15 protein-coding genes are annotated in these 15053 nt (G+C 70.2%); 9 read left to right on the top strand and 6 right to left on the bottom strand.

What is annotated here, in order from left to right:
• Nucleotides 1–4: 4 nt before the first annotated feature.
• Genes aroA through bcp form a run of 3 tightly spaced genes read left to right on the top strand, consistent with a single transcriptional unit; the run spans nt 5 to nt 2853 of the window.
• Nucleotides 5–1330, top strand: a complete 1326-nt coding sequence (gene aroA, locus ACWIDW_RS00395) for a 3-phosphoshikimate 1-carboxyvinyltransferase (RefSeq protein ID WP_454122047.1) — start codon at nt 5–7, stop codon at nt 1328–1330.
• Nucleotides 1327–2370, top strand: a complete 1044-nt coding sequence (gene rsgA / locus ACWIDW_RS00390; RefSeq protein WP_454122045.1) for a ribosome small subunit-dependent GTPase A — start codon at nt 1327–1329, stop codon at nt 2368–2370. The genes aroA and rsgA overlap by 4 nt, the downstream gene beginning before the upstream one ends.
• A 9-nt stretch (nt 2371–2379) precedes the next feature.
• Complete coding sequence (gene bcp / locus ACWIDW_RS00385; RefSeq protein WP_454122043.1) at nt 2380–2853, top strand: thioredoxin-dependent thiol peroxidase; 474 nt, start codon at nt 2380–2382, stop codon at nt 2851–2853.
• Between the two features lie 25 nt (nt 2854–2878).
• Here the strand turns inward: bcp and ACWIDW_RS00380 are convergent, their stop codons facing one another.
• Nucleotides 2879–3295, bottom strand: a complete 417-nt coding sequence (locus tag ACWIDW_RS00380) for a hypothetical protein (protein ID WP_454122042.1) — start codon at nt 3293–3295, stop codon at nt 2879–2881.
• Between the two features lie 201 nt (nt 3296–3496).
• Here ACWIDW_RS00380 and ACWIDW_RS00375 point away from each other — a divergent pair, with 201 nt between their 5' ends.
• The gene (locus tag ACWIDW_RS00375; protein ID WP_071641453.1) at nt 3497–3745 is read left to right on the top strand and encodes a WhiB family transcriptional regulator; all 249 of its coding nucleotides are present in this window, start codon (nt 3497–3499) and stop codon (nt 3743–3745) included.
• 112 nt (nt 3746–3857) lie between these two features.
• Here the strand turns inward: ACWIDW_RS00375 and ACWIDW_RS00370 are convergent, their stop codons facing one another.
• Both ACWIDW_RS00370 and ACWIDW_RS00365 read right to left on the bottom strand, forming a co-directional pair.
• Nucleotides 3858–5336 (bottom strand): sensor histidine kinase, encoded by a 1479-nt coding sequence (locus tag ACWIDW_RS00370; RefSeq protein WP_454122039.1) that lies wholly within the window; start codon nt 5334–5336, stop codon nt 3858–3860.
• A gap of 31 nt (nt 5337–5367) precedes the next feature.
• The gene (locus ACWIDW_RS00365; RefSeq protein WP_071641457.1) at nt 5368–5760 is read right to left on the bottom strand and encodes an Rv3235 family protein; all 393 of its coding nucleotides are present in this window, start codon (nt 5758–5760) and stop codon (nt 5368–5370) included.
• 148 nt (nt 5761–5908) lie between these two features.
• On the opposite strand from ACWIDW_RS00365, the gene ACWIDW_RS00360 reads away from it, so the two are divergent.
• The gene (locus ACWIDW_RS00360; RefSeq protein WP_454122037.1) at nt 5909–6502 is read left to right on the top strand and encodes a hypothetical protein; all 594 of its coding nucleotides are present in this window, start codon (nt 5909–5911) and stop codon (nt 6500–6502) included.
• A gap of 21 nt (nt 6503–6523) precedes the next feature.
• Here the strand turns inward: ACWIDW_RS00360 and ACWIDW_RS00355 are convergent, their stop codons facing one another.
• Nucleotides 6524–6802 (bottom strand): helix-turn-helix domain-containing protein, encoded by a 279-nt coding sequence (locus ACWIDW_RS00355; RefSeq protein WP_454122036.1) that lies wholly within the window; start codon nt 6800–6802, stop codon nt 6524–6526.
• Between the two features lie 97 nt (nt 6803–6899).
• Here ACWIDW_RS00355 and ACWIDW_RS00350 point away from each other — a divergent pair, with 97 nt between their 5' ends.
• Nucleotides 6900–7514: an SAF domain-containing protein gene (locus ACWIDW_RS00350; protein ID WP_454122034.1), complete on the top strand. Its 615-nt coding sequence runs from the start codon at nt 6900–6902 to the stop codon at nt 7512–7514.
• Complete coding sequence (locus ACWIDW_RS00345) at nt 7511–8719, top strand: AAA family ATPase (RefSeq protein ID WP_454122033.1); 1209 nt, start codon at nt 7511–7513, stop codon at nt 8717–8719. The genes ACWIDW_RS00350 and ACWIDW_RS00345 overlap by 4 nt, the downstream gene beginning before the upstream one ends.
• Here the strand turns inward: ACWIDW_RS00345 and ACWIDW_RS00340 are convergent.
• Together ACWIDW_RS00340 and secA are read right to left on the bottom strand one after the other, a co-directional pair.
• Nucleotides 8667–9890 (bottom strand): pyridoxal phosphate-dependent aminotransferase, encoded by a 1224-nt coding sequence (locus ACWIDW_RS00340; protein WP_454122031.1) that lies wholly within the window; start codon nt 9888–9890, stop codon nt 8667–8669. The two genes, ACWIDW_RS00345 and ACWIDW_RS00340, sit on opposite strands and share 53 nt — an antisense overlap.
• A 69-nt stretch (nt 9891–9959) precedes the next feature.
• Complete coding sequence (secA, locus tag ACWIDW_RS00335) at nt 9960–12710, bottom strand: preprotein translocase subunit SecA (protein ID WP_454122030.1); 2751 nt, start codon at nt 12708–12710, stop codon at nt 9960–9962.
• A gap of 215 nt (nt 12711–12925) precedes the next feature.
• Between secA and ACWIDW_RS00330 the strand changes: the two genes are divergently transcribed.
• Both ACWIDW_RS00330 and ACWIDW_RS00325 read left to right on the top strand, forming a co-directional pair.
• The gene (locus ACWIDW_RS00330; protein ID WP_454122028.1) at nt 12926–13519 is read left to right on the top strand and encodes a PadR family transcriptional regulator; all 594 of its coding nucleotides are present in this window, start codon (nt 12926–12928) and stop codon (nt 13517–13519) included.
• Nucleotides 13520–13599: 80 nt separating this feature from the next.
• Entirely contained in the window at nt 13600–14925 is a 1326-nt protein-coding gene (locus tag ACWIDW_RS00325; RefSeq protein ID WP_454122026.1) for a hypothetical protein, read from the top strand.
• Nucleotides 14926–15053: the final 128 nt, after the last annotated feature.

Here is a 15053-nt window from a genome sequence, read left to right as displayed (position 1 = left end):
ACCGATGAGCACTGAACGGTATTCCCCTGCACCCGCGAGCGGCCGGTACGCCGCCCCGGTCGCCGAGCACGCCGTGCACGCGTCCGTCACGATCCCCGGCTCGAAGTCGATCACCAACCGCGAGCTGGTGATCGCCGCGATCGCCGACGGTCCGGGCCGGTTGATCCGCCCGCTGCACTCGGACGACTCCCGTCGCATGGTCGACGCGCTGCGTCAGCTGGGGGTGGGCATCGAGGAGGAGCCGTCCGACGGCGAGTTCGGCCCCGATCTGCTCGTCACTCCCGCTCGCCTGCGCGGCGGGGTGACCGTCGACTGCGGTCAGGCCGGCACGGTGATGCGCTTCATCGCCCCGCTCGCGGGCCTTGCAGAGGACGAGATCCACCTGACCGCACACGAGAGCGCCCTGCACCGCCCGATGGGAGCGCTGATCACCGGACTTCGCGACCTGGGCGTCGACGTCGACGACGAGGGCACCTGGTCGCTGCCGTTCACCGTGCGCGGGCACGGGCGCATCCGCGGGGGCAGGGTCGAGATCGACGCCTCGGGGTCCAGCCAGTTCGTCTCGGGGCTGCTGCTCGCCGCGCCACGCTTCGACGTCGGACTGCACCTCGTGCACACCGGCGAGCGGCTGCCCAGCCTGCCGCACATCGACATGACCATCGAGTCGCTCAGCCGGCGAGGAATCCGCATCGAGCGTCCCGCCGCAGGCGAGTGGCTCGTCGAGGCGGGCGTCCCGCGGGCGAAGGACGTGGCGATCGAGCCCGACCTGTCCAACGCGGCGCCGTTCCTGGCCGCGGCGCTGGTGACCGGTGGAGAGGTCACGATCGCAGGGTGGCCGCTGCACTCCACCCAGCCGGGCGCCCTGCTGCCCGACATCCTGCACGCGCTGGGCGCGCACACCAGCCGGCACGGCGGTGCGCTCACGGTGCGCGCGGGCGACAGCATCCGCGGACTCGACATCGACCTGTCTGCGGCGAGCGAGCTCACGCCGACCATCGTGGGCCTTGCCGCCTTCGCCGACGGTCCCACCGTCATCCGCGGGGTCGGGCACATCCGCACCCACGAGACCGACCGCATCGCGGCGCTGGTGAACAACCTGCGCGCACTCGGCGGCGACGCCGAGGAGCTGCCCGACGGCCTTCGCATCACGCCGCGGCCGCTGCACGGCGGCATCTGGCCGGCGCATCACGATCACCGGATGGCGACCACGGGCGCCCTCATCGGGCTGCGCGTCGCGGGGGTCGAGATCGACGACATCGGCACGACCGCGAAGACCCTGCCGGAGTTCACCCAGCTGTGGGAGCGCATGCTGACGGGCGCCATCGCGTGAGCTGGCTCGGCGACGACGACGAACTCGACGATGTCGAGGACTTCGACGAGAGCCGCATCCGCACCCGCCCCAACCCGAAGGCGAACCGTCCGCGCACGAAGCGCCGCCCCGCCCACGACGATGCCGAGATCGGACGCATCCTCGGGGTGGACCGCGGCCGATACAGCGTCCTGCTGGGCGAAGACACCGCCGAGGAGCGCACGATCACCGCGGCCAGGGCCAGAGAGCTGCGGCGCACCCCGATCGTGACGGGCGACCGCGCGCGCGTCGTGGGAGACCGTTCCGGCGACGACGGCACGCTCGGCCGCATCGTCGGCATCGTCGAGCGCACATCGCTGCTGCGGCGGAGCGCCGACGACACCGATCAGGTCGAACGGGTCATCGTCGCGAACGCCGACCAGATGCTGGTGGTCGTGGCGGCGGCGGACCCCGAGCCCCGCGCCCGCCTGGTGGATCGCTATCTCGTGGCGGCGCTGGATGCCGGCATCCGCCCGCTGCTGGTCGTGACGAAGACCGATCTCGCCGACCCCGCCGACTTCCTCTCCCACTTCGACGGTCTGGATCTGACGGTGTTCACCAGCGCCCAAGGGCACATGCCCCTCGACGAGATCGGCGCGGCCCTCGTCGGCCACTCCACCGTGTTCGTCGGGCACTCGGGCGTGGGGAAGTCGACGCTCGTGAATGCCCTGGTCCCCGAGGCGCACCGCGCGACGGGCCATGTCAACGAGGTGACCGGCCGCGGCCGGCACACGTCGTCATCCACCGTGTCGCTGCGCTACGTCGGCGCGACGGGCAGCGGCTGGGTCATCGACACCCCCGGGGTCCGTTCGTTCGGGCTCGGACACGTCGATCCCGCGAACATCCTCACCGCGTACACCGAGCTCGCCGAGATCGCCCAGGACTGCCCGCGCGGATGCACGCATCTCGCCGACGCCGAGGACTGCGCACTGAATGAAGCCGCAGCCGACGGCGAACTGAGCGAGACCGGGCGGGCCCGGCTCGAATCGCTGCAGCGGCTGCTGGCCACCTTCGCCGGATAGGCTGGTCGGGTGACGACACGCCTGGAACCCGGTACCCCCGCCCCCGACTTCTCGCTGCTCGATCAGGACGGCACGGCCGTCTCGCTGGCCGACCTGCGCGGCCGGAAGGTCATCCTGTACTTCTATCCGGCGGCCATGACTCCCGGCTGCACGACGCAGGCATGCGACTTCCGCGACAGCATCTCATCGCTTCAGGGCGCGGGTTACACGGTCGTGGGCGTCTCACGTGACGAGCCCGAGAAGCTGAAGGCCTTCCGCGAGCGCGACGGGCTCACCTTCACCCTGCTCAGCGATCCGGACCACGCGGTGCACACGGCTTATGGCGTGTGGGGCGAGAAGATGAACTACGGCAAGGTCATCGAGGGTGTGATCCGCTCGACGTTCGTGATCGACGAGCAGGGCACGATCACCACGGCGCAGTACAACGTGAAGGCGACGGGTCACGTCGCCCGGCTGCGCAAGACCCTCGGCGTCGACGCCTGAGCCTCCGACGCTGCGGCGTCGCCCGTCAGCCGCGGTCGCGCGGCTCGTCGCCGGGGCGCAGGCGCGGATCGGACGCGCCGTCGCGGCGTGTGGCGCTGATCAGCAGCATCAGCCCGACCAGCGCCGTTCCGCCGACTCCGATCGTGAACAGCCACACCTTCGGCTCGAGGCTGAGCGATGCCAGCCCGAGGGCGACGCCGAGGACCTGGAACAGCACTCCCCCGGATCGAGCCCAGGACGCGCGCCGCAGCGTGCCCCACGAGAAGGCTCCGAGGGCCGCGGCGGCGACCAGCGTGAGCACGATGAGCGCGATGCCGCCCACGTTCGAGGAAGTGTCGCCCGCACCCAGTGCCAGCAGTTCGATGATGCAGACGACCCCCAGGGCGACGCCCTCCAGGGCGAGCACGATGGCGGCGGCGGTGGTCGGGCCGGATGTGCGCACGGAGCTCCTTTCAGGAGCGTGGAAAAACCTTGATTTCAGATTGTTTCTGTAACACAATGGTACGAGCCATGTGCTCCCACATCGGAGTGGGGCGGGCATCGCCCGCATCACCAGGGTAGCCGACCCCGATCCGCTCACCCGATCTGCGCGCCGCTCGAACGGCGCCCCACACCGAAACACCTATCTCTGAGGAGCCCCCGTATGGACTGGCGCGATAAAGCAGCCTGCCTGACCGTCGACCCCGAGCTGTTCTTCCCCGTCGGGAACACCGGGCCCGCGGTCGATCAGATCGAGAAGGCCAAGGCCGTGTGCGCCACCTGCACCGTGACAGAGATCTGCCTGCAGTACGCCCTCGAATCCGGTCAGGACTCGGGCGTGTGGGGCGGCCTGTCCGAAGATGAGCGCCGCGCTCTCAAGCGCCGTGCCGCCCGCGCCCGCCGCGCCGGCTGACCCACCCTCTCGACGCACTCCGCTCGGCTCCCGAGCACGCGATCCGCGAAGCGCCGGTCATCCTCCGGGATGACCGGCGCTTCTGCGCGACGTCGGGCCAGGGGTCCGACGGTCAGACGGAGATCCAGCGCATCGGGATCTCGATGATCACCTCGGTGCCCTCGCCCTCGGCACCCTTCCACTCGATGCTGCCGCTGAGCTCGCCCTGGATGAGGGTGCGCACGATCTGCGTGCCCAGTCCCTGCCCCACCCGTCCCTCGGGAAGGCCGTGTCCGCTGTCGGCCACGGTCACACGCAGCAGCTCGGAGGTGCGGCTCGCCTCGATGCGCACGATGCCCTCCTGACCGGCCAGGCCGTGCTCGACGGCGTTGGTCACCACTTCGGTGAGCGCCAGGGCCAGCGGGGTCGCGTATTCGCTCGGCAGCACCCCGAAGCGTCCCTCGAGCTGCGTGCGCGCGCGGGTGTTGGGCGCGGAGGCCACCTCTGCCACGAGCTTGAGCACCCGGTCGAACACCTCGTCGAAGTCGACCGTCTGCGCCAGACCGCTGGCGAGGGTGTCGTGCACGACGGCGATCGCCTCGACGCGGCGCATCGCCTGCGTGAGCGCCTCCCGAGCCTCATCGGAGTGCGTGCGACGCGCCTGGATGCGCAGCAGCGAGCCCACCGTCTGCAGGTTGTTCTTCACCCGGTGGTGGATCTCGCGGATCGTCGCGTCCTTGGTGATCAGCTCCTGCTCCTGATGGCGCAGCTCCGACACATCGCGACACAGCACGATCGCACCGATCCGGGTGCCGTGGTCCTTGAGCGGGATGGCCCGCAGCGACACGGTGACACCGCGCGCCTCCATGTCGGTGCGCCAGGGGGCGCGTCCGGTGACGACGACCGGCAGCGACTCGTCGACCTGACGCGACGGCGGGACGAGCCGGGTGGTGACCTCGGCGAGCGACTCCCCCTCGAGCTCGTCGTCGAAGCCCATCCGATTGAACGCCGACAGCGCGTTCGGGCTCGCGAAGGTCGTGATGCCGTCGACGTCGAGACGGATCAGGCCGTCTGACGCGCGCGGCGCGCCGCGGCGCGGCGCGGTGGGAGCGGACAGGTCGGGGAATTCTCCTGACGCGATCATGTGGAACAGGTCGTTCGCGCACTCGTCGAAGCTGATCTGCTGGCGCGACGGCATCCGCACCTCGCCGAGGTTGGTGTGCCGGGTGAGGACGCCGATGATCTCGCCCTCGTCCTTGCCCTCGCGGCGGCGGATCGGCACGGCGCGCACCCGGGTCGGGGTCTCCTCGAACCAGTCCGGCGAGGAGGAGTCGACGATCGCGCTGGACTCGAACGCCGCCTGCACCTGCGTGCGCCATTGCGGACGGACCTTCTCGCCGACGAGATCACGGTAGAACAGCGTGGCGGCGCCGCTCGGGCGCGAATGAGTGACCGCGATGAACGAGCCGTCTGAGGTCTCGATCCATATCACCATGTCGGCCGAGGCGAGGTCGGCCAGCAGCTGGCCGTCGCCGGCCAGGCGGTGCAGCCATTCGACGTCGGCATCGGTGAGGAGCCCCTGGGCGTGGACGAGGTCGCTGAGTGTTGACACGGTTTCAGCCTACTGGCGCGCCGTGCCCGCTTCAGAGGATGGCGAGGGAGCTGGCCCGCCAGCGTCCGTCGAAGCCCTCCAGCCGGATCGCGACCGCACGCGTGCGCCCGGGCCCCGCCACCACCACGACCGCTTCGATCACGTTGTCGACGGGTGCGCTCTCGCGGATCGAGAGGATCTGGAAGCTGGGGCGCGTCGGGGCCTGATTGCGTGCGCTGCGGGCGCGCGCCGACAGGTTCGCCCGGGTGACCAGGGCGCGGAACGCGTCTTCGCTGAACCATCGCGCGAGCTGATCGACCTCGCGGACACCGGCGAGAACCTCCAGCGCGCCCTGGGTGAGACTGCGCAGCAGTGGCACGGGATCGGGAAGCTCGGCCGCCGAGGTCGGCTGCGGAGCGAAGTACTCGTTCAACGTCGTCGTCATTCCCCGATACCCCCCGGCTCGTGGTGCTGCTCTTCTTCGTAGCGAACCCCACGAAAATAACACACGGCATCCGAACGGCCGAGGGTGATCGCACCCGGCTGTGGAGAACCCGCATCGCCCGCACCGGTTCTGCTCTACTGTCGACAGCGTGGAATGGGAGCATCTCTTCGACGACCTGGAGGGTCAGCTCGCGGCCGAGTGGGAGGCGGAGCGCGCGGCCCTGGATGCCGAGTCCGAGCGGCTGCGGATCTCGAAGCTGACCCTGCACGACCGGCTGCGGACGATGACCGCGACCGACGGCAGGATGGTGCTGGAACTGGCCGGCGGCGAGCGATGGGATGCCGTGCTGCGCGTCGTCGGCGCCGATTGGGTCGGGGTGAGCGCGGGCGGCGACTCACGCATGCGGATCGCCCCGCTGGAGGCCATCGAGTCGCTCGCGGTCGATCACGGCACCCTGCTCGGCAGCCTCTCCGCCGACGCACCGGACGGCGGCCTGCGCGGACGGATGACGCTCGGCTTCGTCCTGCGCGACCTCGCGCGGCGGCGCATCCCCGTGACGGTCGGCAGACGCTCGGGCGACCCTCAGCACGGCACCATCGACCGCGCGGGCGCGGATCACCTCGATCTGGCGCTGCACGATCCGCACGAGCCGCGGCGCGTGCGCTCGGTGCACGGATTCCGCAGCATCCCGTTCACCACGCTCAGCTGGGTGCGCGTGGAGGACGCCTCGGACGTCGTCTGAGCGGGCGGCGGTGAGCGCGGTTCAGTCTCGACGCAGCGGCGCCGTCCCCCACACCTCGGGGAAGCTGGCCTCGTTCGACTGCCGCCACAGCGCCATCCGACGTGCCTCCTCGGACTGCGCGTCGAGGTAGTCCGCAAGACTGGAGTACTCCACCCGCCACCGCGCCGGCGACCCCACCTGGGAGCCGCGCAGCCGACCCGCGTGCACGAGGTCGATGACTTCGTCGACCTCGATGCTGAGAAGCTCTGCCACCTGCGCGGGCGCGAGGAAGCGCGGAGCCTCTCGGGATGCGTCGGACATGCACTCATTCTCCCCCGTGCTGGCATGAAAGCCGTCACCGACCGGCCGCTGTGGATAACTTCGGCGGCGATCGTCCGACTTCTGTGACGATGTCTGCATGATCCGCTCCCGCGCCCACCGCCCGTTCTTCGGCGATCTGCGATTCCTGATCGGCGTGGCGCTCGTGCTCGCATCGGTCGCCGGCGTGTGGCTTCTGGTGTCGACCTCGCGTCAGACCGCTCCGGTGCTGCAGGCGACGAGAACGGTGCTTCCCGGCGAGACGATCAGCTCGGCCGAGTTGCAGGTCGTCGAGGTGGGGCTCGGCGCGCTCAGCGACTCGTACATGGCGCCGCAGAACCTGCAGCCCGGTGCCGTCGCGGTGCGCACCCTCACCGCGGGCGAGCTGGTGCCGTCCGCCGCCGTCGGCGACCCCGACGAGCTGCGCACGACGTCGGTCGTGATCCGCAGCACGGCCGTCCCCGCCGACGTGTCGGCCGGGGCGGTGGTCGAGCTGTGGCATGCACCCCCGATCGACGACGGGCGCGCGTTCGAGGAGCCGCGGATACTCGTCGCGGATGCGGTGATCGCGCGTGTCGCCGAGGAGGACGGGATGCTGGCGGGAGCGCGGACCGACGTCGAGGTCGTCGTCGACCGGGCCGATGTCGCGGATGTGCTGGCCGCGATCACCGGCGGGGACGCCGTCTCGATCGTCCCGACAGGGGCCGGGTCGTGATTAATCTGATCATCGTCGACGACGGCGTCGATGCGGCGCTGCTCGCGAGCGATCTCGAACTCGAGGGAGCGCAGGTCACGCTCGTGCGCCCCCATGATGTGCCGGCTCTGCACCTGGCGGGCATCGATGCGCTGCTCGTCCCGCCGACCCGCGCTCTGCTGACGTCCGACCTGATCAGCTCCTGCGATCGCGCCGCCGTGCGCGTCGTCCCGATCGGAACGGCGGACTCCCGGCTCGCCTCCCGCTTCGGCCTGCCGGCGCCGCTGCCGTCCGACACGCCGGCGGCGCAGGTGCTCGCCGCGATCACCGGCGGGGGCGCCGCCGTCGGATCGGACGACGCCGGCCGGCCGCCGCGCGTGCTCGCCGTGTGGGGTCCGCACGGCGCACCGGGGCGCACCACGCTGGCCATCCAGCTCGCCGTGGAGCTGACCAGGGCCGGGCGTCGCACCGCACTGGTCGACGCCGACAGCGTCGCTCCGTCGATCGCGCTTCAGCTGGGTCTGGGCGATGAGTCCCCCGGGCTCGCCGCGGCATGCCGACGAGCCCAGCTCGGAAGTCTCGACGTCGCGGAGCTGTCGCGACTCGCCGTGCCGGTGGAGACGTCGGCAGGAGTGCTCGACGTGCTGGGCGGTCTGAACCGTCCGAGCCGCTGGCCGGAGCTCGGCGCGGCGCGCCTGCGCGCGACGCTCGCGGTCGCCAGGGACTGGCAGGACGAGACCGTCGTCGACGTCGCCGCGGCGTTCGACGAGGACGACGATCAGCTCGGGCCCGACGCGCCGCAGCGCCACGCGGCGACCGCCGCCGTGCTGCTCGAGGCCGATGCGGTGATCGCCGTGCTCAGCGCCGATCCGCTCGGTGTCAGCCGGTTCCTGCGCGGATACGCCGAGCTGCGCCACCTGGTCGGCGAGACCCCGGTCACGGTCGTCGCCAATCGAGCACGTCCGGGCCCGCTCGGCATCGACGCCAGAGGACAGATCCGGCGCACGCTCAGTCGGTTCGCGGGCATCGACGACGTCGCCTTCGTGCCGCACGACCAGCGGGCGACCGATTCTGCGGCCCTGCACGCGAGAGCGATCGCGGACGTCTCGCCGCGGTCTCAGCTGGTGAGCGCGGTGCGGCGGATCGCCGCCGGGCTCGGCGCCCGAGCGGAGCTCACTGCCGGTAGCTCGCGAGGAAGTTCCCGAGGCGCTCGATCGCCTCGCTGAGCACGCGCGCCTCCGGCAGGGTGACGACCCGCAGGTGATCCGGGGTCGCCCAGTTGAATCCGGTGCCCTGCACGAGCAGGATCTTCTCGGACACGAGCAGGTCGTAGACGAGCTTCTCGTCGTCGCGGATCTCGTGCACCTCGGGGTCCAGGCGCGGGAAGGCGTACAGCGCTCCGGCGGGCTTCACGCAGCTGACGCCGGGGATCGCCTCGAGACCGCTCCAGGCGATGTCGCGCTGCTCGTGCAGTCGGCCGGTCGGCGCGATCAGCGAGTCGATCGACTGCACCCCTCCGAGTGCCGCCTGCACGGCGTACTGCGCCGGCACGTTGGGACACAGGCGGGTGGATGCCAGCAGCGTGATGCCCTCCAGGAACCCGCGGGCGTGCGACTTCGGCCCGGTGATGACCACCCATCCGGATCGGTAGCCGGCGACCCGGTAGGTCTTGGAGAGCCCGTTGAAGGTGAGGCAGAGCAGATCGGGGGCGAGCGTGGCGGTCGGGATGTGCTCGGCGTCGTCGAAGAGGATGCGGTCGTAGATCTCGTCGGAGAGCAGCAGCAGCTCGTTCTCGCGCGCGATCTGCACGAGGCCCTCGAGCACCTCCTTCGAGTACACGGCGCCGGTGGGGTTGTTGGGGTTGATGATGACGATCGCCTTGGTGCGCGGTGTCACCTTCGCGCGGATGTCCTCGAGGTCGGGCTGCCAGCCGTTCTCCTCGTCGCAGATGTAGTGCACCGGCGTGCCGCCGGCGAGCGAGGTCATGGCCGTCCACAGCGGGTAGTCCGGGGCGGGGATGAGCACCTCGTCGTCCTCATCGAGCAGCGCCTGCATGACCATGGTGATCAGCTCGGAGACGCCGTTGCCGAGATACACGTCGTCGGGGTCGAAGCGCGGGAAGCCCTCGACCTCCTCGTAGCGGCTGACGACCGCGCGGCGAGCGGAGATCACGCCCTTGCTGTCGCTGTAGCCGTGCGCGGTCGGCAGAGCCGCGAGCATGTCGCGCACGATCTGGTGCGGCGCCTCGAAGCCGAAGGTCGCCGGGTTTCCGGTGTTCAGCTTCAGGATCTGGTGCCCCTCGGATTCGAGGCGCGCCGCCTCGACCAGTGCCTTGCCGCGGATCTCGTAGAGAACGTTCCTCAGCTTCGACGACTGGTCAAGAGTGCGGCGGGTCATTCCGTCAGGATACCGGGAGCGGCGCGTGCTGCTGACGCGGGCGGTGCCGGCCGCCCGCGTCAGGGTGCACTACTTCTTCTTCTTGCTCTGCGCCCGGCGCTGCTCGCGGTTGCCGGCGGGCTGCTCATCGGCATCCACCGACTGACCGAATGCGCCGCGGGCGGAGGCGCGCGCGGTGGCCGCCTTCTGCACCTGACCGCTCTCGTTGCGCACCTCGACGCCGCCGGCGTCGTCGGGCGCCGAGTACTCCAGCTTCTGCACGGGCTGCTCATCGACCAGGCCCTTGGCCTCGACCTCGGTCTGGTCGTCGCCGGCGCGACGCACCTCGACTTCGAGGTTGAACAGGTAGCCGACCGACTCCTCCTTGATCTGACCCATCATCGCCTGGAACATCGCGTATCCCTCGCGCTGATACTCGATCAGCGGGTCGCGCTGCGCCATCGCCCGCAGGCCGATGCCGTCCTTGAGGTAGTCCATCTCGTAGAGGTGGTCACGCCAGCGGCGGTCTAGCACCTGCAGCACGACGCGGCGCTCGAGCTCGCGCATCGCGGCCTCGCCGAGCGTCTCCTCGCGCTTCTCGTACGCGATCCTGGCGTCGGAGAGCAGCTCGCGCTTGAGCCCCTCGGCGGTGATGGCGCCCTTGCGGTCTCCCGCCTCGGCGACGACCTCGTCGATCGTCACGTCCATCGGGTACAGGGTCTTCAGCTCCGCCCACAGCGCGTCGAAGTCCCAGCTCTCGGTGTGGCCGGTGCTCGTGTGGTCGTCGACGATCCCGCCGATCGCGTCCTCGACGAAGTGCTGCACGCGGTCGGCGATGTCATCGCCGTGCAGGATGTGACGGCGGTCGGCGTAGATCGCCTCGCGCTGGCGGTTCAGCACGTCGTCGTACTTGAGCACGTTCTTGCGCATCTCGGCGTTGCGCGCCTCGACCTGCGACTGGGCGCTGCGGATGGCGCGGCTGACCAGTCCCGACTCGATCGGCACGTCATCGGGGAAATTGGTGCGGGCCAGGATCGCCTCGGCGGCACCCGACTGGAACAGGCGCATCAGGTCGTCGGTGAGGCTCAGGTAGAAGCGGCTCTCGCCGGGGTCTCCCTGGCGACCCGAACGTCCGCGCAGCTGGTTGTCGATGCGGCGCGATTCGTGGCGCTCGGTGCCGAGCACGTACAGGCCGCCCGCCTCGGTCACCTTGATGGCGTCCTCGGCGACCTGCTTCTTCATCGCCTCGTAGGTGTCGTCCCACGCGGCCTCGTACTCCTCGGGAGTCTCCTCCGGGTCGAGCCCCTTGGCCCTGAGCTCCTGCACGGCGAGGAACTCGGCGTTTCCGCCGAGCATGATGTCGGTGCCTCGACCGGCCATGTTCGTGGCGACCGTGACCGCCCCGAGCTTTCCGGCGAGCGCGACGATCTCGGCCTCGCGTGCGTGGTTCTTCGCGTTGAGCACCTCGTGCTTGACGCCCTTCTTCGCGAGCAGGCGCGAGAGATACTCGCTCTTCTCGACGCTCACCGTGCCCACGAGCACCGGCTGACCGGCCTGGTGCCGCTCGGCGATGTCCTCGACGACCTGCGCGAACTTCGCCTGCTCGTTCTTGTACACGAGGTCGGGCTGGTCCTTGCGGATCATCGGACGGTTGGTCGGGATCGGGACCACCCCGAGCTTGTAGGTCGACATGAACTCGGCCGCCTCGGTCTCAGCGGTTCCGGTCATGCCGGCGAGCTTCTCGTACAGACGGAAGTAGTTCTGCAGCGTGACGGTGGCCAGCGTCTGGTTCTCAGCCTTGACCGGGACGGCCTCCTTGGCCTCGATGGCCTGGTGGATGCCCTCGTTGTAGCGGCGCCCGACGAGGATGCGGCCGGTGTGCTCGTCGACGATCATGACCTCGTCGTTCATCACGACGTAGTCGGTGTCGCGCTTGAACAGCGCGATGGCCTTGATCGAGTTGTTCAGGAACGAGATGAGCGGGGTGTTGGCCGACTCGTAGAGGTTGTCGATGCCGAGGTAGTCCTCGACCTTCTCGATGCCCGGCTCGAGGACGCCGATGGTGCGCTTCTTCTCGTCGACCTCGTAGTCGACGCCGGCCTCGAGCGTGCGGGCGATCTTGGCGAACTCGGTGAACCACCGGTTCGCCTCGCCGGAGGACGGTCCGGAGATGATCAGCGGCGTACGGGCCTCGTCGATCAGGATCGAGTCGACCTCGTCGACGATCGCGAAGAAGTGCTCGCGCTGGACGAGGTCCTCCTTGCGCCACGCCATGTTGTCGCGCAGGTAGTCGAAGCCGAACTCGTTGTTCGTGCCGTAGGTGATGTCGGCGGCGTACTGCTGGCGTCGCACCTCGGGGGTCTGGCCCGACACGATGGTTCCGGTCGTCATGCCCAGAGCGCGGTGCACGCGGCCCATGAGCTCGGACTGGTAGGAGGCGAGGAAGTCGTTCACCGTGATGACGTGCACGCCCTTGCCGGCGATGGCGTTGAGGTACGACGGGAAGGCGGCGACGAGCGTCTTTCCCTCACCGGTCTTCATCTCGGCGATGTTGCCGAAGTGCAGCGCGGCACCACCCATGATCTGCACGTCGTACGCGCGCATGCCCAGGGTGCGGCGCGCAGCCTCGCGCACCGCGGCGAAGGCCTCGGGCATGAGCTGGTCGAGAGTCTCGCCCTTCTCGAATCGCGCGCGCAGCTCGGCGGTCTCATTCCGCAGCTCGTCGTCGCTGAGCTTCTCGAAGTCGTCTTCGAGCGCGTTCACGGCCTTCGTGACCTGCTTGAGCCGACGGAGGATGCGTCCCTCGCCCGCGCGCAGCAGCTTCTCGAGAGGATTCGCCACGGATGTCTCCCTTGGATATACGTCCCGGAACAATGGTCTGCACCGGACATGCTTTGCCATGTTACCGGCGCGTGACCTGCGCACGCTGTGCACCTGCAGGTCGGTGCACGCTCACGGCGAACGGACACGCCGTGCGGGATCCCGCCGGCATCCGATGTTGCCGGATATGCATATACCGAGAAACGCAATACCGGTGCGTCCGGTCGAGGAGTCACATGTCCGTTCGCCAGAGCCTGCTCGCCATCCTCGATCAGGGACGGTGCTACGGCTATCAGCTGCGCGCCGAGTTCGATCGCCGCACCGGCTCGACCTGGCCGCTCAACGTCGGTCAGATCTACAACACCCTCGAGCGCCTCGAGCGCGACGGCCTCGTCGAGAGGGGCGCGACGGACGAGCGCGGTCACGTCTACTGGCAGATCACGCCCGCGGGGCGGGCCGAGGTGCGCGTCTGGCTGGACCGCCCGGTCGAGCGCGGACACGGCACCCGCGACGAGCTCGCCATCAAGCTGGCGGTCGCCGCCACACTGCCCGGCGTCGACGTCGCGAGCGTCATACGGCATCAGCGGACGGCGTCGTTGACGCAGCTGGAGCGGCTGACCGGCGCCAGGCCCGACGGAGCGGACCCGGGCGGCCCCGAGGAGCTCGCCCGGTCGCTGGTGGCCGATTCGATGATCTTCGCCGCCGAGGCCGAGGTGCGTTGGCTCGATCACATCGAGCAGCGTCTCAGCGATCATCCGCAGCACGCGATGCACCTGGAGCTCTCGACCGAGCGACCCAAGCGCGGGCGCCCGGCCAAGGCTCCGGCCTGAGCGGTCGCCTCCCCCGCTGTTCGCGAGGGGCGCACCCGATGCACAGCACGCACATCGGCCGACGACCGTAGGATCGTCACATGGCCGGATTCTGGGGCAGACGCAGACGTGAGGACGAGGCGCTGGCGGCGCAGGACGCGGATCTCGCGCGCCGCGCCGAGCAGGCGCTGGTCGCGGCGGACGAGCGCATCCGCACCACCTCCGACGAGCTCGCGTTCGCGCAGGCCGAGCTCGGCGACTCGCTGACCGCCGACCTCGGCAACGCGCTGCGGTCGGTGCGCACGCATCTGGGTGAGGCGTTCCAGCTGCACCAGCTGAACCACGACGAGATCCCCGACACCGTCGAAGAGCTGCGCACCCGCAACGCGCGCATCGTGCAGCTGTGCGAGTGGGCCGAGAACCTCCTCGACGAGAAGACCGGTGAGCTGGCCGAGACGGTCGCGACGGTGCGCCGGGCTCCCGAGATCATCGCCCAGGTGCGGCGGGATGCCGAATCCCTCGCATCTCGCATCCCTCAGGCGCGCGCGACGATCGAGCGCCTCTCGACGCGGTACTCCGAGACCGCGATGCGCCGGATCGCGTCGTCAGGCGATGAAGCGGAGCAGCTGCTCGCCTTCGCCACGCACAGCGCCGACGTGTCCGAGCGCCGTCGCGCGGCACGCCAGAACGAGGAGGCGAACCTCGCCCTCGAAACCGCGACCGAGGCCGTGCGCCGTGCCGGTGCACTGCTGGATGCCGTCGAGGACTTCGAGATCCAGGCGCTGCGCGCCGAGTCCACCCTCGCCGACGTGGTCGCCGACTCCCGCGGCGACGTCGTCGCGGCCCGCAACGCGCCGCAGACGCCGGAGGTCGCGAAGGCGACCGGCGAGCTCGAGGCGGCGCTGCTCGCGATCGCGCCGGCCGGCACCCGCAACGACCCGTTCGCCGAGCTCACCCGGCTGCGCGCCGCCAACACCGCTCTCGACGAGGCGATCGCCAAAGCGCAGTACCGCGCGCAGAACCCGCTCCCCTCGCTCGGTCACGTGCAGCACGCCCTCGATGACGCCGACCGTCAGCTGGGCGTGGCCCGCGGACTCATCGCGGGTCACCGCGGCTGGATCGGCGCCGACGCGCGCACTCGGCTGGCCGAAGCTGAGCGGCTGCGCATGGACGTGCCCGCGATGCTTCCTGCGGAGGACACCCGGGAGCAGGCGCTGGCGGCCGCCCGGCGCGTGGCGCTGCTGGCATCCGAGGCTCTGCAGCTCGCCCAGCGCGACATCGACTCGTCCCGCCCGCAGAACCAGAGCTGGGGCGGCGACGGCTGGGGCGGCGGCGGACGCCGCGGCGGCATGGGAGGCGGCGACATCATGGGCGGCGTCCTCGGCGGCCTGGTGATCGGCAGCATCCTGGACGGCATCTTCGACTAGCCCTTCGGCGGGGTCAGGGCCCTTCGACAGGCTCAGGGACCCAGACGGGGTCAGGGCCCTTCGCTCCCCACGCCCCACTCTGAGCGCCGCTCCGCGTCACTCAGAGCCTCGGGGGCGCGTGGGCCCGG

It is taken from the genome of Microbacterium sp. NPDC055312 (assembly GCF_053645675.1).
Note: the sequence above shows the minus strand (reverse complement) of the source record. Positions and strands in the feature narration are given on the sequence as shown.

What these genes read in the sequence shown, in the direction of transcription:
- aroA (WP_454122047.1), top strand. Translation starts at nt 5, where the DNA reads ATGAGCACTGAACGGTATTCCCCTGCACCCGCGAGCGGCCGGTACGCC.
- ACWIDW_RS00375 (WP_071641453.1), top strand. Translation starts at nt 3,497, where the DNA reads ATGGACTGGCGCGATAAAGCAGCCTGCCTGACCGTCGACCCCGAGCTG.
- ACWIDW_RS00365 (WP_071641457.1), bottom strand. Translation starts at nt 5,760, where the DNA reads ATGACGACGACGTTGAACGAGTACTTCGCTCCGCAGCCGACCTCGGCG.
- ACWIDW_RS00355 (WP_454122036.1), bottom strand. Translation starts at nt 6,802, where the DNA reads ATGTCCGACGCATCCCGAGAGGCTCCGCGCTTCCTCGCGCCCGCGCAG.
- ACWIDW_RS00350 (WP_454122034.1), top strand. Translation starts at nt 6,900, where the DNA reads ATGATCCGCTCCCGCGCCCACCGCCCGTTCTTCGGCGATCTGCGATTC.
- ACWIDW_RS00340 (WP_454122031.1), bottom strand. Translation starts at nt 9,890, where the DNA reads ATGACCCGCCGCACTCTTGACCAGTCGTCGAAGCTGAGGAACGTTCTC.
- ACWIDW_RS00330 (WP_454122028.1), top strand. Translation starts at nt 12,926, where the DNA reads ATGTCCGTTCGCCAGAGCCTGCTCGCCATCCTCGATCAGGGACGGTGC.
- ACWIDW_RS00325 (WP_454122026.1), top strand. Translation starts at nt 13,600, where the DNA reads ATGGCCGGATTCTGGGGCAGACGCAGACGTGAGGACGAGGCGCTGGCG.